The sequence below is a fragment of the Ruminococcus sp. RTP21358st1_G6_RTP21358_211008 genome, from assembly GCF_040908885.1.
Lineage (GTDB): Bacteria > Bacillota > Clostridia > Lachnospirales > Lachnospiraceae > Blautia_A > Blautia_A faecis.
The window spans coordinates 36,551-57,306 of the sequence record NZ_JBDGDM010000011.1 but is presented as its reverse complement, the minus strand read 5'-3'; the positions used below and the strand labels follow the sequence as shown (position 1 = coordinate 57,306).

At 43.0% G+C, this 20,756-nt stretch carries 23 protein-coding genes; 1 reads left to right on the top strand and 22 read right to left on the bottom strand.

Going from position 1 to position 20,756, the window contains the following annotated elements:
- Positions 1 to 22 precede the first annotated feature (22 nt).
- The 8 genes from AB5Z12_RS06180 to AB5Z12_RS06145 form a co-directional block, all read right to left on the bottom strand.
- Positions 23 to 247: a DNA-directed RNA polymerase I gene (locus AB5Z12_RS06180; RefSeq protein WP_195982758.1), complete on the bottom strand. Its 225-nt coding sequence runs from the start codon at positions 245 to 247 to the stop codon at positions 23 to 25.
- Between the two features lie 175 nt (positions 248 to 422).
- Positions 423 to 743, bottom strand: a complete 321-nt coding sequence (locus AB5Z12_RS06175; RefSeq protein WP_195982757.1) for a hypothetical protein — start codon at positions 741 to 743, stop codon at positions 423 to 425.
- A 92-nt stretch (positions 744 to 835) separates the two neighbouring features.
- Positions 836 to 1,252 carry a hypothetical protein gene (locus AB5Z12_RS06170; protein WP_195982756.1) on the bottom strand — a complete coding sequence of 139 codons (417 nt, stop codon included), beginning with the start codon at positions 1,250 to 1,252 and terminating at the stop codon, positions 836 to 838.
- Between the two features lie 49 nt (positions 1,253 to 1,301).
- Positions 1,302 to 1,523 carry a beta-lactamase induction signal transducer protein gene (locus AB5Z12_RS06165; RefSeq protein ID WP_195982755.1) on the bottom strand — a complete coding sequence of 74 codons (222 nt, stop codon included), beginning with the start codon at positions 1,521 to 1,523 and terminating at the stop codon, positions 1,302 to 1,304.
- A gap of 135 nt (positions 1,524 to 1,658) precedes the next feature.
- Positions 1,659 to 1,916: a hypothetical protein gene (locus tag AB5Z12_RS06160; RefSeq protein WP_195982754.1), complete on the bottom strand. Its 258-nt coding sequence runs from the start codon at positions 1,914 to 1,916 to the stop codon at positions 1,659 to 1,661.
- A 72-nt stretch (positions 1,917 to 1,988) separates the two neighbouring features.
- Positions 1,989 to 2,180: a hypothetical protein gene (locus AB5Z12_RS06155; RefSeq protein ID WP_195982753.1), complete on the bottom strand. Its 192-nt coding sequence runs from the start codon at positions 2,178 to 2,180 to the stop codon at positions 1,989 to 1,991.
- Positions 2,181 to 2,227: 47 nt separating this feature from the next.
- A complete protein-coding gene (locus tag AB5Z12_RS06150; RefSeq protein ID WP_195982752.1) occupies positions 2,228 to 2,647 on the bottom strand; it encodes a hypothetical protein in 420 nt (139 codons plus the stop codon).
- Positions 2,648 to 2,727: 80 nt separating this feature from the next.
- Positions 2,728 to 3,030, bottom strand: coding sequence for a DUF6431 domain-containing protein (locus tag AB5Z12_RS06145; RefSeq protein ID WP_226818916.1), 303 nt, complete (start codon positions 3,028 to 3,030; stop codon positions 2,728 to 2,730).
- Positions 3,031 to 3,342: 312 nt separating this feature from the next.
- Between AB5Z12_RS06145 and AB5Z12_RS06140 the strand changes: the two genes are divergently transcribed.
- Positions 3,343 to 3,504 (top strand): hypothetical protein, encoded by a 162-nt coding sequence (locus AB5Z12_RS06140; RefSeq protein ID WP_173715531.1) that lies wholly within the window; start codon positions 3,343 to 3,345, stop codon positions 3,502 to 3,504.
- Positions 3,505 to 3,623: 119 nt separating this feature from the next.
- Here AB5Z12_RS06140 and spoIVA read toward each other — a convergent pair whose 3' ends face one another.
- The 14 genes from spoIVA to acsD form a co-directional block, all read right to left on the bottom strand.
- Positions 3,624 to 5,093, bottom strand: coding sequence for a stage IV sporulation protein A (gene spoIVA, locus AB5Z12_RS06135; RefSeq protein ID WP_368368582.1), 1,470 nt, complete (start codon positions 5,091 to 5,093; stop codon positions 3,624 to 3,626).
- Positions 5,094 to 5,247: 154 nt separating this feature from the next.
- A complete protein-coding gene (locus AB5Z12_RS06130; RefSeq protein ID WP_118578428.1) occupies positions 5,248 to 6,936 on the bottom strand; it encodes a [FeFe] hydrogenase, group A in 1,689 nt (562 codons plus the stop codon).
- Positions 6,937 to 6,948: 12 nt separating this feature from the next.
- The gene (locus tag AB5Z12_RS06125; protein WP_118578429.1) at positions 6,949 to 8,820 is read right to left on the bottom strand and encodes an NADH-quinone oxidoreductase subunit NuoF; all 1,872 of its coding nucleotides are present in this window, start codon (positions 8,818 to 8,820) and stop codon (positions 6,949 to 6,951) included.
- The gene (locus AB5Z12_RS06120) at positions 8,817 to 9,296 is read right to left on the bottom strand and encodes an NAD(P)H-dependent oxidoreductase subunit E (RefSeq protein ID WP_148462597.1); all 480 of its coding nucleotides are present in this window, start codon (positions 9,294 to 9,296) and stop codon (positions 8,817 to 8,819) included. The genes AB5Z12_RS06125 and AB5Z12_RS06120 overlap by 4 nt, the downstream gene beginning before the upstream one ends.
- A gap of 293 nt (positions 9,297 to 9,589) precedes the next feature.
- A complete protein-coding gene (gene moaA, locus AB5Z12_RS06115; RefSeq protein ID WP_173735425.1) occupies positions 9,590 to 10,564 on the bottom strand; it encodes a GTP 3',8-cyclase MoaA in 975 nt (324 codons plus the stop codon).
- The gene (locus AB5Z12_RS06110) at positions 10,557 to 10,985 is read right to left on the bottom strand and encodes an MOSC domain-containing protein (protein WP_118578431.1); all 429 of its coding nucleotides are present in this window, start codon (positions 10,983 to 10,985) and stop codon (positions 10,557 to 10,559) included. Before AB5Z12_RS06110 ends, moaA begins: the two co-directional genes overlap by 8 nt.
- Before the next feature lie 223 nt (positions 10,986 to 11,208).
- On the bottom strand, positions 11,209 to 12,063 hold the full coding sequence (locus AB5Z12_RS06105) for a bifunctional 5,10-methylenetetrahydrofolate dehydrogenase/5,10-methenyltetrahydrofolate cyclohydrolase (RefSeq protein ID WP_118578432.1): 855 nt from the start codon (positions 12,061 to 12,063) through the stop codon (positions 11,209 to 11,211).
- 130 nt (positions 12,064 to 12,193) lie between these two features.
- The gene (locus AB5Z12_RS06100; RefSeq protein WP_118578433.1) at positions 12,194 to 12,823 is read right to left on the bottom strand and encodes a cyclodeaminase/cyclohydrolase family protein; all 630 of its coding nucleotides are present in this window, start codon (positions 12,821 to 12,823) and stop codon (positions 12,194 to 12,196) included.
- 100 nt (positions 12,824 to 12,923) lie between these two features.
- Positions 12,924 to 14,609, bottom strand: coding sequence for a formate--tetrahydrofolate ligase (locus AB5Z12_RS06095; RefSeq protein ID WP_118578434.1), 1,686 nt, complete (start codon positions 14,607 to 14,609; stop codon positions 12,924 to 12,926).
- 196 nt (positions 14,610 to 14,805) lie between these two features.
- Positions 14,806 to 15,477, bottom strand: a complete 672-nt coding sequence (locus AB5Z12_RS06090) for a DUF3786 domain-containing protein (RefSeq protein WP_118578435.1) — start codon at positions 15,475 to 15,477, stop codon at positions 14,806 to 14,808.
- An 8-nt stretch (positions 15,478 to 15,485) separates the two neighbouring features.
- Positions 15,486 to 17,429: a corrinoid activation/regeneration protein AcsV gene (acsV, locus tag AB5Z12_RS06085; protein ID WP_173715527.1), complete on the bottom strand. Its 1,944-nt coding sequence runs from the start codon at positions 17,427 to 17,429 to the stop codon at positions 15,486 to 15,488.
- Positions 17,430 to 17,572: 143 nt separating this feature from the next.
- On the bottom strand, positions 17,573 to 18,358 hold the full coding sequence (gene acsE, locus AB5Z12_RS06080; protein ID WP_118578436.1) for a carbon monoxide dehydrogenase/acetyl-CoA synthase methytransferase subunit: 786 nt from the start codon (positions 18,356 to 18,358) through the stop codon (positions 17,573 to 17,575).
- A 76-nt stretch (positions 18,359 to 18,434) separates the two neighbouring features.
- Positions 18,435 to 19,781, bottom strand: a complete 1,347-nt coding sequence (gene acsC / locus AB5Z12_RS06075; RefSeq protein ID WP_118578437.1) for an acetyl-CoA decarbonylase/synthase complex subunit gamma — start codon at positions 19,779 to 19,781, stop codon at positions 18,435 to 18,437.
- A 24-nt stretch (positions 19,782 to 19,805) separates the two neighbouring features.
- Positions 19,806 to 20,747 (bottom strand): acetyl-CoA decarbonylase/synthase complex subunit delta, encoded by a 942-nt coding sequence (gene acsD / locus AB5Z12_RS06070; RefSeq protein WP_118578438.1) that lies wholly within the window; start codon positions 20,745 to 20,747, stop codon positions 19,806 to 19,808.
- Positions 20,748 to 20,756 lie beyond the last annotated feature (9 nt).

Sequence of the window (20,756 nt, the reverse complement as noted above, 5' to 3'; positions counted from 1 at the left end):
CTTCCTTTTAGCTTATACGTATTTACTTATCGGACTCTATGACTTCTTCCAGTGTCGGATATAAACTTTCATATTCTTCTTCTCCTTCACAGCCATAGTGATCTAAATCTACGCTATGACCGCAATTCGGGCACACTAAAGTGTCCCGCCACTTTTCATCTTCAAATTCCATTAAATTTCCGCACTCATGACAAATGTATTTGCCAGTTTTCATAGAATTGATAAGTTCTTCATTAAAAATACTCATAGCTAAATATCTCCTTTCGCATATAGACCGTCGTACATATCTGTATATCACAGTATATCCGTCGGTATTATTTTGGTCAAGAGATAAAGCTTTATTCTCTCATAATAGTCCTTGTAAATTTCACGCAAAAAATAAAAGGAGATGCAAACATAATTGTAAGCATCTCCATCAAAGTTTACCAGTCAACCATTATGCATCTGTGACTGTATGAGAGCATTATTTTCGTTGAAACGTGAAGTTTTATTCCATCGTCATCTCTGAAATCGAAATCGAATTCTACAGTTCGCATATTTTTGCTCATCACCTGTTTACTCTGAATCGACCAGTCTTTGTCGTCTTCACTGTCTTTAGCTCGAACAGTTACGATGCGAACCTTGGATTCATCCAATTCTGTAAAGATTACATGAATTTTTCCCAATAGTTCATCGTTTCTGTAAGGTATGCTCATCATCACCTCATTTGTAGTTGTTGGTACTTCAATATAAATATTTCTCATATATTTCATCTCCTTTCATAGTAGCCAATGATTTTGACGCGTAAAACGAAGAGGGCTTGTACCATTGCCCTCGACGCTTTGAACCTTAATTTTTACTTCCTGGTTGGTCTGAAACGGTTGATTAAGTTTCTGAATACCTGTGATGAAATTGTTCCAGTTTCTTCAAATCGGAATCCTTTATTCATCCAGATGCCATAGAATATCAATGGTAACAGAAGCTCTGCTCCAGCAATACCAGCTTTGAAATATCGATCTTTAACCTGCTCGTCGATCTGCCGCTGTTTAAGTTTTTCATCTCGCTCCTTTGCCTCATTATCAGCAACACGAGAATTATACTTCTCATCAGCATCCCATTCGCTTTTGTTCTCTTCGATTCTTAGCTTGTAAAGTGTAGCTAATTCATCAATTGCCATTGATTTTTCTTTACTTCCGGATGCAAATTCAGATAACCCCTTAATCTGTCTTGCAATTTCCTCACTCAATAATTCTTCAATATTCTTTTCATCCATTTCTGATATCTCCTTTCAGATAAATTATTGATGTTCATAATAGGACGTGCTATTTGTGCGAAATATAATTCTTAATTTCCACTCGCAATGAAACACGCTGCTTCTTATAAATCTCATTTGCTCCGCCAGGATCTAATTCAAGAAATAAATATGGTCCGCTGTCCGGATCTGAATTATCGACTCGAAGCGAACCAATTGGCTTTTCTTGAAATATGTATCGCTCAATGAGCAATCCAATAAGAATACCTATCACTAAGATGATAAGTCCCATCTGCTATACCTCCTCTCCGTCAATATTTCAGTTATCAAAATAACACGATTCGTGGTAGCCTCCGTACTGTTTTTAATCTAGAATAAAAGAAAGAGTCCTAGATTTCTCTAAGACTCAATCTAAAAACTTGCATTATCAATTGAGTTTCTTTGCTGTGAAAATATAACTACCTAACTTCGAATTATTCATAATAAGTCCATCTCCGCAACTTTTTGATACAATCTTAGTGAGTATTTCTCCTTGCCCCAGTCTGATACCTTTCGTATGCCCGAAAGCATAACCAACTGCGCATCCTCCTGCTAAAGTAAGACTCGATACCACGATCGTACTAATGTTGTTGCAAATAAACTTTTTGAATGAATTTCTAGTTTTGGTTTCGGTTTTAGTTTCCATAATGAATCTCCTTTCAAATAAATGTTTATTCATAAAATAACTTGTAAACTTTGCGAAAAGAAAGAGCCCTTGTTAGGACTCAATCTCAAAATGCTTCTTGAGTAATTCATATACAAGTTTTGCTTCTTCTTCTCTCAACGATGCCATATCCCATCGTTCAATACTATCATCAGAATGTTCTCTATCTTTTACTCCGACAATAAATGGACGACCTCCTTTAGCATCAGCGGTATAAGAAAAACTGCAATTTTCAAATATTAACATTTAAATCACTCTCCTTTCATAATAGGAGTTGTTTTTATCGCGCATTTTCATCCTCTTTCTTTATTCAGCAGCCAAAAGAATCGTCTGTACAAGTTGTAATACGTGTCTTTACAACATGGGATTTCTAATCTAGCTTTAATAATATCGTAGGACCATCCCTCAGTTACGCCTTTTAATATGTACTCAGCCAATTCTGTATCTGTCCGCTCAGCCGTTTTCTCTATCATATCCATACGCTTTGAAAAATATGATTTCAGCATTCCGATTTTTGCAGTCGGATCGCATACTGTGCTGTTTGCTATAACTGCCACATAATTAGTAGAACGACTAGACAGACCATCTAGTGATACATAGTTTCTTTTCCATATTGGATATTGAAGACAAAAATGCTTCAACTCGTAATAACGATGCTTCTCAATCCAATATGGATTATTTTCGGATACTTCGGCTCTTATAATATTTCCCATATAGTATTACCTCCTTCTAAATTCTATTCTAGGTTAGAATTTTGAAAATGTTAAAACAAAGTCAGTGGAAAAATTTTCCATCATAATCTTGGTTTAATACCCTGCTTCTTCCAACGTTTCATCGTTTCCTCACAAGGGAAATCTTCAAAGCCTAAAGTCTCTGGACTGATGAATCCTTCTATCACTCCATCTATAATATCCGACTCGTAATGCTTAAAAGGATATAAATATTCTGGAAGATCTCTATGAATTGTTTTGCACTTCGGGCATTTATAACGTTCTATGGCAACGAGTTTTTTGGAATGATCCTTTCCTCTTACAATTCGTTTCACAGTATCATATCGCTTCAATTTTTCTTTACAGTCAGGGCAGTATTTATCTATGGTGTTCGCCAGCCTTTCATATAATCCGTACTATAACCATATCATTTACCGCCAAAGGAGCACATATACATAAAAAGAGCACCAGTAGATTTCTCCACTAATGCTCTTATAAGTTCAATTTGATTTTCCTTTTACTACACCATTTACTACACCATTTTTACACCAAAATACGATATTTTGCGGCATTTTACGATGGGTGCAAAAAGCCCGCAAACCCGCATAAATACTGGGTTTTTCGTGTTTTCCAAAAATGGATGTATAAAATTAACTTTTCTGTAAAGACTTTTATATAAACTTTACAAGGAGGTTTTTATGTTGCCTGTAATTTTACTTATTGTTTTATTTTTTGCGTTGCAGCTGCTTGTACTTTTCTGTTGTGTTGCGGCGGGAAATGATCCTTATTCACAGTTTCTTTCAGACGAGGAACAGGTGGAATATCTGGCGCGCTGGAAAAAAGAACATGGATATAAATAATCTTTGATAAGGAAAGGGAAGCACCACAGTTTTCCGTATATTGGTAAGTACCCATAAAGTATTTTATATATAAAAAAAGGCAGTGCTTATAACAATACTGCCTTTTTTCATAAAAATACCTATATGATAATACACACAAGACCGCCTTTACTGTCATTTACGATTTTCTGCATGGTATCCTGAAGCTTCACCTGGCTTTCCTCGCTGATCATGGTCAGCTTGCTGCGGATGCCATCCTGTACCAGCTGTTCAATGGATTTCCCGAAAATATTCGTCTCCCAGATGCTCTCTCCTCTTGCATCGCTTTCCCCAATATAAGTGATCAGGTCTTTCGCCTGCTGTTCCGTACCTACGATCGGAGCAATTTCAGTTTCAATATTTGCTTTGATCATGTGAATAGACGGACTCTTTGATTTAATTTTCACACCATATTTATTTCCCTGACGGATCACAGCCGGCTCTTCCAGCTGAATCTGGGAAAGCTCAGGTACAACTACACCGTAGCCGCTGCTATTTACTGCATCCAGGGCATCTTTAACCTTTACATACTTTTCCTTCATTGCAGCAAGCTCCTTCATCGTATGGATCAGTTCATACTCACTTTCCATAGGAATTCCACTCATATCGCTAAGCATCTTATAGTAATATTTATCATCTATCTGAAGCCGTATCTGAATGGTTCCATCAGAAAGACCTACGTGATCCAGAAGAGTGTCCTGTACATAAGGACCTTCCAGTTTTACCGATTCCCTGGTAACATCGCGAATGTGGAGAAGCTTCTTCATGAGCACTTTGATCTGGGAAAGGATCTGGCTTTTTAGTTCGCTGTCTGCAGGCAGCATTTCCACCCATTTTGGAATAAAAAACTGCAGCTGGGCAATGGGAAATTCATATAAGATTTTTTCCAGGAGCAATGCGACATCTTCTTTTTTCAACTGCTCACAGTTAACCGCAACAACTGGTACCTGGTACTTCTTCTGAAGCCCGTTAACCATCTGAGTAGTTTCCTCTTTATATGGAAACTGAGAGTTTACTACAATAAGAAATGGCTTTCCCTGTGTTTTCAATTCAGCCACAGTCTGTTCCTCGGCCGGAACAAAATTTTCCCTTGCTATTTCTCCAAAGCTTCCATCAGTGGTAATCACAAGGCCGATCGTGGAATGTTCCTGGATAACCTTTTCTGTTCCTGCTTTTGCAGCTTCGTGAAAGGGGATTGCCCTGGAAAACCAGGGTGTTTTTACCATCCTCTCTTTACCATCCTCAACGTTTCCTCCGGCATCCTTTACAAGAAAACCAACACAATCGATAAGCCGCACTTTTGCCTTCCTGTCTTCGCCAAGATCAACTGATACAGCTTCTTTTGGGATAAATTTGGGTTCCACAGTTGTGATCATTTTTCCGGAACCACTTAATGGAAGCTGGTCCCTGACCTCTTTCTGCATTTTTTCATCCATTCCGGGCAAAGCCACCAGTTCCATAAATCTGCGGATAAATGTTGATTTTCCTGTACGTACAGGGCCTACAACGCCTATGTATATATCGCCTCCGGTTCTGGCCTGTATATCACGGTAAACCTGAAAATTTTCCATACAAAAAAGCCCTCCTGCCTGATTATTTAAAGGTCTGCAAGATTTGTTTATAGCGTAATGCTTATATTCTTCCTCTAAATAATATGCAGTCGGGCTTTTTATTATACCAGTCTTAATTATTCTCTGGAGCGTGTCCAGCTACTATACATCAGCATTAATAGAAGTCATTGTGGAGCAGTTTGTGCTCTTTTCCTTTGAGCAGTCCCTGATACAGTTCCAGAACCATAGGGTTCTCATCGGATTTCTTGATCAGCATAGTATTGTCAGCATTATACAAACCTTTCGCTCTTGCAGCTTTGGTTCTGTCACCGGCCCGTACCGGCTGGCCACCGCCCATAATACAGCCACGGCGGCATGCCATTACTTCAATGAGATGATAGTTTGCTTCGCCGTTCTTTACACGTTCCATAACGGTTCTTGCATTTGCAAGACCACTGGCCACACATACATTGATATCCATTCCCTTGTATGGAACTGTGAATTCTTTGATTCCTTCATCTCCACGGACACCACACTCAGAAATCTCCCGCATGGTCTCCTTGGAATGATCCGGGCTTAAGCGGCGTAGAACCGCCTCTGTAACACCGCCGGTAACACCAAAAATAACGCCTCCGCCGGAGCCAAATCCAAATGGCATATCACATGCTTCAGGCTCTAACTGTGCAAAATCAAGGCCAAAGTTATCGATCATGCGCAGCAGCTCTGTGGTTGTAATTACAATATCCGTATCCTGTTTCTCATCAGTAAAACTGTTCGGACGGATTGCCTCAGCCTTCTTGGCTGTACATGGCATAATAGATACCATAACGGTCTTTTTACCCTTGGCATTCTCCGGATCACGGAAGTATTCTTTAATAACTGCAGACATCATTCCCTGTGGGGATCTACAGGTAGACAAATTCGGGATATAATCCTTATACTGGTCTGTAATAAATTTCACCCATGCAGGGCAACAGGAGGTAAGAAGTGGAAGTTTCTCCCCCTTCTCAACTCTTTTTAGAAATTCTGCTGACTCCTCCATAATAGTAAGATCGGCGCTGAAAGTAGTATCATAAATCTCGTCAAATCCCATTCTGTGGAGTGCATTGACAATTTTGCCCATTACGCTCCGTCCCTTCGGAAGACTGTAATGATCACCTACCGCAACACGAACTGCCGGCGCAATCTGTGCTACTACACGTACATCCGGATCTGCAAGAGCTTCCCAGACTTCATCCATATGCGTCTTAATGGAAATGGCACCTGTCGGACAATATACACGGCACTGTCCGCAGTTTACACACTGGGTTTCTGCTATTTTCTTATTAAACGCAGGAATTACAATAGCCTCTGTTCCACGGTATGCAAAGTTCAATGCTCCGATTCCCTGAAGCTCCTCGCAGGCACGGACACAGTCACCACAGAGGATACATTTGTTCGGGTCACGGATCAGAGATGGTGAACTGTCATCAATCTCATACTGCTCTCTTGTATTCTGAAAACGGATGTTATGTACTCCAAGACGGTGAGCCAGCTCCTGAAGCACGCATTCTCCACTCTTTACACAGGTTGTACAGTCACGGCAATGTGCTGCGAGAAGCAGTTCCACAATCAGTTTCCTGTATTTTTTGATCTTACCTGAGTTTGTATAAATTACCATTCCATCCCTTGGCTCCTCAGAACAGGAAGCGAAGGTTCTTCCTCTGTCATCCTCTACTGTGCACAGACGACAGGCTCCAAAAGTGGAAACCTCTGAGTGATAACAAAGTGTAGGAATATTAATGCCTGCCTTGCGGATTACGGTCAGGACATTTTTTTCATCTGTAAATTCGACTTTTCTGCCGTCAATCGTCATTGTACCCATAATCTGTCCTCCCTACATTTCCACATATATTGCATCAAAGTTACAGTTATCCTTACAGCTGCCGCACTTGATGCATACATCATTATTAATATGATAAGGTGATTTAATCTTGCCGGAAATTGCCCCGGCAGGACAGTTCTTGGCACATTTTCCGCAGCCGATACAGAATTCCGGATTAATGTGGAACTGACGGAGTGCTGTGCAGACCTTTGCCCGGCACTTCTTGTCCCGGATATGCTCTTCGTATTCCTCGCGAAAACGCTTCATGGTACTGAGGACAGGAAGAGGTGCACTCTTTCCAAGTCCGCAAAGAGCCATGCTCTGAACCATTTTGGCAAGCTCTTCCAGCTCGTCAAGATCAGACATCTCCCCATTGCCTGCTACAATCTTCTCCAAGATCTCCAGCATACGCTTGGTACCCTCACGGCATGGAACGCATTTTCCACAGCTCTCCCGCTGGGTAAAGCTCATGAAGAAACGGGCAACTTCTACCATACAGGTATTCTCATCCATGACAACAAGACCGCCTGATCCCATAATAGCATCAAGCTTCTTTACAGAATCAAAATCAAGAGGAGCATCCAGCTGGTCTTCTACAAGACATCCGCCAGATGGTCCGCCAATCTGAACGCCTTTAAATGCAGCACCGCTCTTCAGACCGCCGCCAATATCATAAATAATCTCACGAAGTGTTGTTCCCATTGGAACTTCAATAAGACCTGTATTCTCAATTGCTCCGGTCAGTGAGAAGGTCTTGGTTCCCGGGCTTCCCTCTGTTCCGATGGTATGGAACCAGTCAGCACCCTGTATGATAATCTTCGGAACATTTGCGTAAGTCTCAACGTTATTTAATACAGTTGGCTTGCCCCACAGACCTTTCTCAACAGTACGAGGTGGTTTTACACGAGGCATACCTCTGTTTCCCTCAATGGAAGAGGTAAGGGCAGAACCTTCACCACATACGAAAGCTCCTGCACCACGATTAATATGCAGATGGAAATTCACACCGCTGCCAAGGATATGATCTCCAAGGAGACCATATTTCTCAGCCTGGGAAATAGCAAGACGAAGTCTGGCTACGGAAAGAGGATACTCTGCACGAACATATATGTATCCGTTCTCAGCGCCAACTGCGTAAGCGGCAATGATCATGCCCTCGATCATCTTATACGGATCGCCTTCCATAACGGAACCATCCATAAATGCTCCCGGGTCACCCTCATCACCGTTACATACTACATATCGGGTTTTCTCAGCCTGTCTGGCTACCTGTGACCACTTCTTACCAGCCGGGAAGCCGGCGCCTCCGCGTCCGCGAAGACCAGATCTGGTAACTTCATCAATTACATCCTGGGGAGTCATCTCTGTAACTGCCTTAGCAAGAGCAGAAAAACCGCCTGCTGCAATATATTCGTCAATGGATTCCGCGTCAATCTTACCACAGTTTTCAAGAACGATCCTGGTCTGACGGTTAAGGAACGGGATATCCTCAGGCTTCGGACAGATTTCATCTCCATGGCGGTAAAACAGACGATCTACAGGATGTCCAAGGCGTACAGTTCGCTCCACGATCTCCAGGCAGTCCTCCTCCTGAACATGTACATACTGATATCCGTATGGTTCAATCCTTACAAGAGGTCCCAGCTCGCAAAGACCCTGGCAGCCAGTCTTGATAACGCCTACGTGAGGGATATCTTTCTGCATTTCAATCTCTACACCATCAATACCTTCACAGAGTCTTACCATCTCATCATAGATTTTCTGAGCACCGGAAGCCATACATCCGGTACCGGAACAGACAAGAACACGGCATGTGAAGCTCTGGATATTCTGTTCGATCTCAGCTTTTTTGCTTTGCAGCTCTTCTTTACTGTTAATCCTCATCCGTTCTCACCTCTCAATCTGTTAATAAGCTCTACTACCTTCTCCGGTGTCATCTTGGCATGCACTTCTTCATTCACCATACAGGTGGGAGCAAGCCCGCAGGCACCAAGACAGGATACAGTCTCCACAGTGAACATCATGTCATCTGTGGTATGCTTCTTATTGCTTAATCCCAGTTCTTTCATGAATGCTTCTTTAACCGGGATTGACTTTCTTACATGACAAGCTGTGCCATCGCATACCTTGATAATGTATTTTCCTTTAGGTTCAAAAGAAAAGTTCTCATAAAAGGTTGCAACACTGAAGGCCTTCGCTTCAGTAACGCCGATCTGTCCGGCTACGTAGGTCAGAAGTTCTGCAGGCAGGTACCGATATTCCGCCTGGATATCCTGCATGATAGGGATTAATGAGGCAGCACACCGCTCATAATGCTCAATAATCTCATCTGCTTTCTTGTAATATGACTGATCTACCATTTTGTTAACCTCCTTACTTGCCAGATGCCTCCAGGTCTTTTGTCCCCGTCCTCCAAAGCTTCCGGCTTTGCGTATTTTTTAACAGACATGACTATTTTTGTAATGAAATTATATATTTTTTTGTTCATTTTGGCAAGCAAATATGAATAAGTTTATTTATTAACAATATTTTTGCACAATTTTGTATCTGGAATTATATTGAAATATACAAAAAGCCGGATTGCTTAAGTTGTACAAATGATACAACAGCAAATCCGACTTTTCTAAATCGTGTTTTCTTTTATTTTTCAAAATCATCCACCGATTTGAGCCATGATGTGGGATTCTTCGTTTCCCTTCTTATGTTCCTGAAAATTGTGGCCTACAGGCTTTTCATAAATGACTTTTTCTATCGTTTCTTTAAGCATCCTATCAGAACAACCACTTCGAAGCAAAACCTTCAGATCTGCTCCGTCCTCAAATTGCAGGCAGCCTTTCAGAAATCCGGTAGAAGTAAGCCTTACACGGTTGCAGCTGTCACAAAATTTGTGGGACAGGGCACTGATAAATCCGATCCTGCCTGTAAACTTCTCCAGGGTATAATAATGACAGGGACCATTTCCAAGCTTTTCTTCCGTTGGTGTCATTGACCCATATTCCTTTTCCAGAACAGACTTTATCAGTTCCTCTCCCCTGGCTGCAAACTCCTTGCCCAGACCGATTGGCATCATTTCAATGAAACGCACATGAAGAGGATTCTCCCTTGCAAGAGCTGCCACCTGTAAAAGTTCCTCGTCCGACTGAAAAGTGGGGACACAGTTCAATTTCACTTTTAGGGAAGGGTAGGAAAGTGCTGCCCTAAGTCCCTTTAAAACCTGGTGAAAATCGTCCCTGCGGGTGATTTTGCGAAATGTGGTTTCTTCTAAAGTATCCAGACTGATGTTTACGGCATCCAGACCGGCCTCCATCAGGCCCGGAAGCTGTTCTCCCAAAAGGATTCCGTTGGTGGTTAGTGTAACCTGGCAGATCCCGGGAATGGCTTTCAGCTCTTTTACTAATGGGGTGCAAATTCTGCGGACAAGAGGCTCTCCTCCTGTCAGTTTGATTCTGGAAATCCCAAGTTCACTGGCCACCTTACAGATTCTCACGATTTCATCTGTATCAAGAAGTTCTGTCCTTGGAATCTGACGGATTCCCTCTTCCGGCATACAGTAGATACAGCGGAGATTGCACCTGTCTGTCAAAGATATCCGCAGATAATCAATATTTCTTCCGTATCTGTCAAGCATAAACCATTTCATCTCCCTCAGAGATCACACCGCCTTTGATTACTCTGGCAAAAACACCTTCGCGGGGCATAATGCAATCTCCCATGATCTTGAAAATCTCGCAACCGTTGTGACACTGCTTTCCAATCTGCGTGATTTCCAGAATCACATCGTTGCATTTCAGACGGGTTCCTACTGGAAGAGTCTTAAAGTCAAATCCCTGTACGATCAGATTTTCCCCGAAAGCACCATCCTTTACCGGCGCGCCTTTTGCCTTAAATTCTTCTATTTTTTCATAAGACAGAAGGCTGACCTGACGGTGCCAGTTTCCTGCGTGGGCGTCATTCTCCAATCCATAATTTTCAATCAGTTTTACAGTGTGCACATTGACCTTCTGAGTTCCTCTTTTAACACTGATGTTCACTGCCATCACTTTTCCCATAATGAGTTACCTCCATATATCTGTACCCTCTATAGTACAATATCTTACTGAGAAAAGCAAATTTTTTGTAATAGCAAAACAAACTTTTGCCGCAATAAGGATTTCAATAAAATTTTCTGCAACAAAAAAACTCTCCAGTTTTTACCCTGAAGAGTTTTTCTTCCGCTTGTACACATGATGTACTTCAGGTACATCGTTCTATTAACTCTAAACCAATTAACTATTAAGCGTTCACTTTGCGCATAGCAGCCTCTACAACATGTCCAACCAGGACAGATGTTGTAACGCTTCCAACTCCGCCAGGAACTGGTGTAATAGCATCTACGATCGGCTCTACTGCTGCGTAGTCAACGTCTCCGCAGAGCTTGCCTTCTGCATTTACGTTGATTCCTACATCAATAACTACCTGTCCTGCTTTTACATAATCAGCGCCAACAACGCCAGCACGGCCTGCTGCTACGATGATAATATCCGCTTCGCGTGCCACAGACGGCATATCGACTGTTCTTGTGTGGCAGATGGTTACAGTTGCGTTTTTCTTAACAAGCATCATAGCTGCCGGTTTACCTACAACAAGGCTTCTTCCGATTACTACTGCCTTCTTGCCTGTGCAGTCGATTCCGTAATGATCAAGGATTTCCATACATGCCTGTGGTGTACATGGCGGGAAACCGATCTTCTTGCCTGTAAAAACACCAGACATGGAAAGGTCTGTCATACAGTCAACATCTTTCTCAGGAGCAAGTGCATTCTCGATCACAGCCTGATCCAGATGTTTCGGAAGCGGACGGAACAGAAGGACACCATGGATATGATCGTCTTTGTTTACTTTATCAATAACTGCAAGAAGCTCGTCCTGAGCAACATCCTCCGGAAGAAGAATTTTCTCACATGCAACGCCTAATGTCTCACAACGCTTTGTTGCACCTTTCTCATAGGAAATATCACTTGGATTCTCTCCTACACGGATAATGCAAAGTGTGGGGTTAACGCCTTTTTCCTGAAGAGCTGCCACATTGCCTTTGATACGCTCGTTTAATGCAGCAGTTACTTCTTTACCTAATAACTGTTTTGCCATTTTTTAGTAATCTCCTTATATTATGATAAATCCAGTCATGCTCATACCAATTTCATGATAATACAGCATTTTGAGACCGCAAAAAAGACTTGCAGGATTTTGCTCCTGACAGTTCTTTTCTTTTTTATCTTTATTTCAGTCTTCCAAGTACGCTGTCAAATGTCTCGTCTGCAAGCTTGCAGTATTTTTCAAGCATTGCATCTGCCTTTGCATTTAATTCTTCTGCATACTCTCTGTCTGCCATGGACTTTGTGTTGATATAAACGTTCAGGCTTGCACCTTTTAATGCAGCTTTGCAGAAGGTTGCAGCTACACCAGCGTCACTGATGGCAAGCTTGGAGCCTTTTGCAGCAAATTCCTTGATCAGGTCAAGTGCCTCACAGCATTTCTCCATGATTTCCATAGGAACAGAGCAGGCATCTTTTAATACGATTGCCATAACTCTTGCTTTTTCAGCTTTCTCTTCTTCTGTTTCTTTCGGCATTCCATATGCTTTGGAAAGCGGCTCGAATACTTCGGCGTCACGCTCGATCAGACGAAGGAAATCTTTCTGAAGCTGGTCGCATTTACCTTTCAGCTCCCACATTTCTTCCTCAACATCAGCATATTTCTTCTTACCAACAGTAAGGCTTCCTACCATGTTTCCAAGTGCAGTTCCCACAGCACCTACCAGTGCAGATGCTCCGCCGCCGCCTGGAACCGGGGCTTTAGAAGCAAGAACTTCTACAAATTCTGTACATGTACTTGTTGAAAATCCCATTTCGTTGTCTCCTTATTGTTCTTAGTCATCATGTAAGCCATGACCTTTTTATAACGCCAGGCGGACAGGTATATCCGCCTGATGTTTCTTTTTTCTTTGATTAGAACAGACCTGTGATCTTACCAGTCTCGTCAACGTCGATTCTCTCAGCTGCCGGAACTTTCGGAAGACCTGGCATGGTCATGATCTCACCAGTCAGTGCAACAACAAATCCAGCACCTGCGGAAACCTTCAGGTTACGAACTGTGATCTCGAAATCTGTCGGTGCACCGAGTTTTGTCTGGTCATCTGTTAAGCTGTACTGAGTCTTTGCAACACAGATCGGGCAGTTGCCAAAGCCAAGAGCTTCTAACTGTTTTGCCTGTTTCTGAGCGTTTGCTGTGAGAACAACTTTCTTTCCGCCGTATACTTTCTGAACGATCTGGTTCAGCTTATCCTCTATAGAACCGTCAAGCTCATAGGAATAAGAGAAGTCATTTGGCTCTTCGCAGAGACGGATTACTTCCTCAGCAAGCTTCAGGCCGCCTTCACCGCCTTTTGCCCATACTTCGGAAAGTGCAACGTTAACACCAAGCTCTTTACATTTTGCTTCAACAAGGTCAAGCTCTGCCTTGGTATCGGTCGGGAATGCGTTGATTGCAACAACACATGGAAGTTTGTAAACATTTTTGATCGTGTTTACATGTCTTAAAAGGTTCGGGATACCTTTCTCAAGAGCCTCAAGGTTCTCATTGTTAAGGTCTGCTTTTGCAACACCGCCGTTGTATTTAAGGGCACGTACAGTAGCAACGATCACAACTGCATTTGGATGAAGACCTGCCATACGGCATTTGATGTCAAGGAATTTCTCTGCACCAAGGTCAGCACCGAATCCAGCCTCTGTGATGGCATAATCAGCCAGCTTCATAGCCATCTTAGTAGCTGTTACAGAGTTACATCCATGAGCGATGTTTGCAAATGGTCCACCGTGAACGATTGCAGGTACATGCTCCAGAGTCTGAACCAGGTTTGGTTTCAGAGCGTCTTTCAGAAGAGCTGTCATAGCACCTTCTGCGTGAAGATCACCAGCTGTTACCGGTTTCTGCTCAGATACTTTGCCATATGTATAACCAATGATCATCTTGGAAAGTCTATTCTTCAGGTCTGTGATGTCGCTTGCAAGACAGAGAACTGCCATGATCTCGGAAGCAACTGTGATGTCATAACCGTCTTCACGAGGCATACCGTTTGTTCTTCCTCCAAGACCATCGATCACGTTACGAAGCTGACGGTCGTTCATGTCCACGCATCTCTTCCATGTGATCTTACGTGGGTCAATGTTCAGTGCATTGCCCTGGAAAATGTGGTTGTCGATCATTGCTGCAAGAAGGTTGTTTGCAGCTCCGATTGCATGGAAGTCACCTGTGAAATGAAGGTTGATATCCTCCATTGGAACAACCTGTGCGTATCCGCCGCCTGCAGCGCCGCCCTTAACACCGAATACCGGTCCAAGAGATGGCTCACGAAGTGCAACCATTGCGCTCTTTCCAAGTCTCTGCATTCCATCAGCAAGTCCTACAGTTGTAGTTGTTTTTCCCTCACCAGCCGGGGTCGGGTTGATTGCTGTTACAAGGATCAGTTTTCCGTCTTTCTTGTCGCTCTCTTTTAAGAGATTGTAGTCGATTTTTGCCTTATACTTTCCATACTGCTCCAGGTATTTGTCATCAATACCAGCTTTCTCTGCAATCTGGGTAATCGGCAGCATTTCGCATTCCTGTGCGATTTCAATGTCACTCTTGTATCCCATTGTAACTTACCTCCTTTTTACGTCACCGCTGTTACAGCATGACGCCTCCGCTTAATTTGGATTTATCAAAACGGATCCTGGTGCAGGCTCAAACACCCGCACTCCAGTCCGCTTTAATCAAAAAATATACAGCTCATGCATTTAGAAAACTTTAAATCTCGGTTAACTTTCACGCAGAATCTGTTTTACAATAACCTTACTGCTCTTTCGCTGCTTTCAGAAAAGCCTTCAAAGAGCCAATGATCACATCTCCCATAACCGCCATATCTTCCGCAGCAAAGGATACCGGGAAATTGTCGGAAAACAGGATCTGGGAAGACGGCGGGAACTCATCGTCCCCCTCCCACAGGATCATCTGGATCTGATATCCCGGATAAATGGAAAGCTCATAAGCCACATCTCCGAATTTCACCGGAGTGCATTTCATATGATCCATTACAAGCCGGAAATCATCCAGTCTGTTTCCATAGGTAAATGCAAGCCTTTTGATACAACGTCCGTCAAACTGTCTCAGGTACACTTCTCCCCATGGCATTTCCCGGTAAGTTTTAAACCTGCCAGTCCCCACAGAGGCGGAACCATTTAACAGAAAACGAATGGTAAGAATCTTTGCGTAGATCATATCCTCCAGAGGATAACATTTCTTCTCATCTGCCACATGTTTTACCTGGAAATCCGGATATGTGATCTTATATTCAGAGCCCAGGAAAGTCAGAGTAAATTCCTTAGCCTCTTCATCATATGGAATGGAAAGTCTGGATGCGATCTCCTTCGGGTCAGCTTTTGCATACAGCTCAAGATAATGCTCCCATGGCATTCTCTCCTTGCTGTCTTTATCATAATTTAAGTCATCAATTGTAAATGGCATTTTATTAATTACTTCCTGTTCTGTAAATCATTCATTACATCAGGGAACATTCCCGTATCTGTATGAGGAATAAAGCACGCTCCTACAAATTCGTCCATATAAGTTGGCACTGTAGAAAGCTCCATATATGTCATGTTTGCAGCAAGCTCATAGGTCTTCTTCTCGGCCTCTGTAGAAAGAAGCATCAGATAGGAACCCGTCAGGGAAGAGTTGCCGATATAATGGAATTTCTCCAGAGGGATATCCGGGAACATTCCGATGTTTACAGCATTTCTCATATTGATTCCGCTTCCAATACCACCGGCAACGTATACATCATCGATCATGCTCACGTCAAAATCAAGACTATTTATCATAGTTCTGATAGCTGAGAAAATAGCACCTTTGGCACGGATAAAGTTGTCAATATCAACCTCTGTGATCTCAATATCCTTCACAGAGCCTGCATCCTTTTCAAATGCGATCACATAGCTTCCCATTCCGTATTTATCGTGACGGATTCTCTCCCCCTCACGGACAAATTTACCCTTAGGGTTGATGATTCCGCACATAAAAAGCTCGCTGATCACATCAATGATTCCGGAACCACAAAGTCCAACCGGCCTGGTTCCCGGTTCTCCAACTACTTTATAAGTTGGTTCCATAGTCTCCTTATCAATGGTACAAGCTTCAATAGCTCCATCAGTTGCACGCATACCACAGCTGATATCACCACCCTCAAAAGCCGGACCAGCGGAACATGCACAGCTCATCATAAAATCAGAGTTGCCAAATACCAGCTCACCGTTAGTTCCAAGATCGATAAATAAAGAAAACTCTGGTCTGTTCCAGATCATGCTTACTAAAGTTCCGGCAGTGATATCACCGCCTACATAGCTTCCGATATTTGGCGCAATGATAATATGCGCATCTTTATTGATAGCAATTCCCACATCAGAAGCAAAAAGGGAATTGGTTTTGAAGAATGCTGGAATATACGGCTCCATACGGACCGGATCCGCGTTGATCCCGGCAAACAGATGATTCATCGTTGTATTTGCTCCCACAGACATTCTGTAAATATGGCTGGCTGGAATGCCTGCACTTTTACACATCTGTGCGATCATTGGATTGATTGTCTCTTTAATGACTGCATCCTGCAGTTTCTTCTTACCGCCTGGCTTCTGCTGTTCGATGATACGGTTGATAACATCTGCTCCGAAACGGATCTGTCCGTTTCCAGAGGAAGCCTTGGCAAGAATCTCTCCGGTCTCCATGTTGATCAGGACTGCAGAAACAGTTGTGGTACCAATATCCACTGCAAGTCCGCCCACTACCACTTCTTCATCTTTTCCGAAAATATCGTATACAAAAAGATCATTAGGAGCAGTACGAACTACACATTTTACTTTGAAATGATTTTCCCGGAGGACATCCGGCAATTTTCTTAATACAGCGTAAGGGATCCTTACCTGTTTCAGATTCATGTATTTCTTTAAAGCTCTTGTAAGGCGCTCATTATCCGGCATGGTGTCATCAAGACTTGGCTCATTCATATCAAGTTCAATTACATCCAGACTGTTTCTGAGCTCAATACCGGTCATTTCTACGTCTCTTTTGGAATTCTCGAAAATGGCAATTTCCTCTTTGGAGCTGAGATCTGCAACCTTCATTCTGCTCTTGTAAGCAGACGCAATATCAGGTACCAGTACGGTCACATCTGCACAGATCTTGCTGGTGCAGGCAAGACGCCATCCCTCCTGATATTCTTCCTCACTGATATGTAAGGTTTTCTTGCTGTCCAGTTCTCCTTTTTTTAACTGTACCCGGCACTTTCCGCAGGAAGCATTTCCGGAGCACGGCGCGTCGATGGCCACATTGGCCTCTCTGGCTAATTCAAGTAAATTGTCCCCCGCATTGGCAAAATGTTCTACCACACTGCCATCTTCAAAAGAAAATGTAACCTTAAACATCCGGCACTCACCTTTCTCATATGGTCATATATCTGCCAAAACAGACATCATTATTATTCTTATCCGTTAGAAAAAGGGACTGAGGCCAAAGCCCCAGCCCCTTTTGTATCTTACGTCCCTATTTAGAAACGAATTACAAATAATTACAGTTCAAGATAGGAATCAGCATACAGGGTGTTGCCCTTGAATACATCGCAGGATTTGATTGTTTCCATAAGACGAAGGTCGTTAGGGTTAACAATTGCGGATGTAAGGCCCTGCATCATAGCCATAGCAACTAATGCGGAATCCATGATTGGACGGATGTTCTTCGGCATACCGTTACTGTTGTTGGACAGACCACCTGTAGAGTTCAGTCCCATATCGGAGAACATTTTAATAGCCTCAAGTACTTCCATCTGTTTGTCCTGCATTCCTTTAACAACCAGGAACAGCGGGTCAAACCACAGATCACTTGCGTCCATACCATGCTCCATACCTCTTTCAAGAAGCATCTGGCAGTACATCATACGCTCGTCGTTGTCTTTTGCAATACCTTCACCGTTGCAAAGAGCGATAACGATTGCATCGTTAGCTGCTGCAAGGTCGATGTTCTCAATTCTTCCAGCTGCATCAGCAGAGTTTACGATTGGTTTTCCTTTGGAACGGTTGTATACGGAAATACCAGCCTCAATTGCTTTTTTGTTGGATGTATCCAGAGACAGCGGAACGTTGTCGAAGTTCTCCTGAAGAAGCTTAACAGCCCATTTCATCAGGTCTTCTCCATCGTTCTCAGCTGGTCCGATGTTTACATCAAGATAAACAGCACCAGCATCAAGCTGCTGTTTTGCTCTCTTTAAGATCGGCTCAGGATCTCTCTCTGTAAATGCTTTGTTTACAGAAGGTGCTGTTGTTGAAAGTCTCTCTCCAATTGTAACAAATTTTGCCATGTCAAATGTTCTCCTTTACATTTATAGTGGTGCCGCCCATAAGCGGCATACCCTTTTAGGGTCTTAAAGGCTTAAATCAGCCTTCAAGATCCTTTAAGAACTTCACAAGCTGTACAGCTTCTCTTGGTCCAACGATGATTTCCCATCCTGGAAGTTTTGCTTCCAGATCACCCTTCAGGACTGCAACCTTACCTGGGATTACCAGACGTCTGCTCTTAACATTTGGCTCTACTTTCTCTTTGAAGAATGTAGAAATACTGTTTCCGGAGAATTTTCCTGCTGCCCAGGATGTCAGTACGGATAAACCGCCGGCATCGTTGATAACAAGATTAAGCGGAACACCGGAACGCTCCAGCTCTCCAGATACAAGGAAATATGTAAGAGCGAAGTCAACAGTTGTAACAACAAGAGAATTCTCATCTCCACCGTTCATCGGGTAGATACCTGGCTCTACACGCATTGGCTTCTGCGGGTCAGTAAATACGTTCTGACGCAGACCATATAACGGAAGTGCCTCTGCATATGTCATACGCTCCATAACAACGATGGAACCGTATTTCATTGTAAACATAGCTGCCAGACCTGCCTGAAGGTGATAGTCACCACCAGCGATCTTTGCAAGGTTTACGATGGATGGATAACCGAATGTTCTGTCCTGATCCTTCAGAGCTGCACGACGTACCTGTACGGCATTGCCGAAGGTCTCTTTGATGTCAGCGCCTGTTACATCAAGTACCAGATTCTTGTTTCCAAGTTTCTCGATTGCTGCTGTAGTATCATATAACTCGTTAAGATCTTTGCCAGATACACCAAGAACAACACCAGCTGCTGTTGCAACTGCGTTCATAGCCTCATAGTTAGAAGCATTTGCTCCGTTTAATACCGGCTTGCTGTCTTTGCAAACCTCAAGGGCTGCTTTTGCGATCTCCGGATCAGAACATCCAAGGATCAGGGTACGTCCAAGAGCTGCTGCTTTCTGTACAAGTGCTACATATTTGTCAGCTGTTGCTTCTGCATCGCAGTTTACGTAAACGATCTCTGCGTACATTCTCTCACCGATACGGTCATAATCAACCTTCGGGATCTCAGCCAGTTTTGCATCTACAGTAGCGTCATCCATGCATGTGCAAAGCTCTACTGCATATCTTGTCTTGTTTACAAAGGTCTTCTCATGTCTGAAAAGAACGGTCTCACCACCAAGGGTAAGCTCCTCATCGCCAGTACCAATCTTGATCGTCTTCATTGGCGGAGCAGTTGCCTCGGAAAGAGATGCTAATGCTTCCTCAGACATATGTGGACACTGCTCAATCTTTAAAGCGCCCTGTGCAACTTTCATGGAGAAAGCCATACATGTCGGGCATCCACATTCCTTACAGTTTTTCTTTGGTGTTAATTTAAAAATCTGAATACCATTCAGTGCCATATCAATTTTTCCCTCCTAAAAATATTACACAAGTGCTTTGATCATCTTAGCGATGGTCTTTACAGACTCTGGATGTCTTAAGATAACTGCGTCAGATCCTGCTGCCAGGTCTGCTGCTGCTGTCATAACTTCCATGTCGATACCACGCTCATCCTCTGAGCCCCATTCTGGCATATCTTCCTCAGTTGCAACTGATTCCTTTACGCCCCATGTCTCAGAAGAAACTGGTGTAATAATAGGCATCTGCAGCATGTTATCATTCTGGGATAATGCTGCACCTTTGATACGGTCCATAGTGGAAACAACATACTCGTAACCATAACCAACGGTAGCTGTTCCTACGTTCATAACGATCTTCTTCGCATCAACACCTAACTGTGTTGTTACTACGTTCAACTGTTTTGCAAGGTTGATATCATCAGCGGACTCAGCGCCTACGATCTGGTTGTAAGCAAGTCCTGCTGCAGCACCGATTGCCTTGTAGTTTTCTTCCTTCTCAGACATCACGATCACGTTTCTGCCCTGAAGTGCCTCTGCAACCTTCGGAAGAAGTTCCGCATCCTTCTCCACATTTTTGCAGCCTTCAACTACTAATGGACAGTCGATTGCATCTGCAACCTCTTTTACGATTGCAATAAGTTCTTCTGTAGATTTGTTTACTCCGTTTGGATCTCCGCCTTCCAGGTTGAGTACAACGAAATCTCCACCTTCCATAGCTGCTGCTTTCTGAGCGATCTCAGCCATGGTGGTGCATCCTTCATAATATGCTTTGATTCCAGGTGCAAAGTCATCAAGTCCCATATCCGTGATCTCTACACCGATTTTCGGGCTGTTCTCGGTTGGTGCGTCAAATGTATAGAAAGGAAATGTAGAATTTCCTCCAATAGTAACCGCTTTATCGCCAGTTCCAACCGTAACAGTGTTGATCTTTGCGTTGAACTTCTGTGGTTTCTGATTAAATGGCATTTCTTAAAG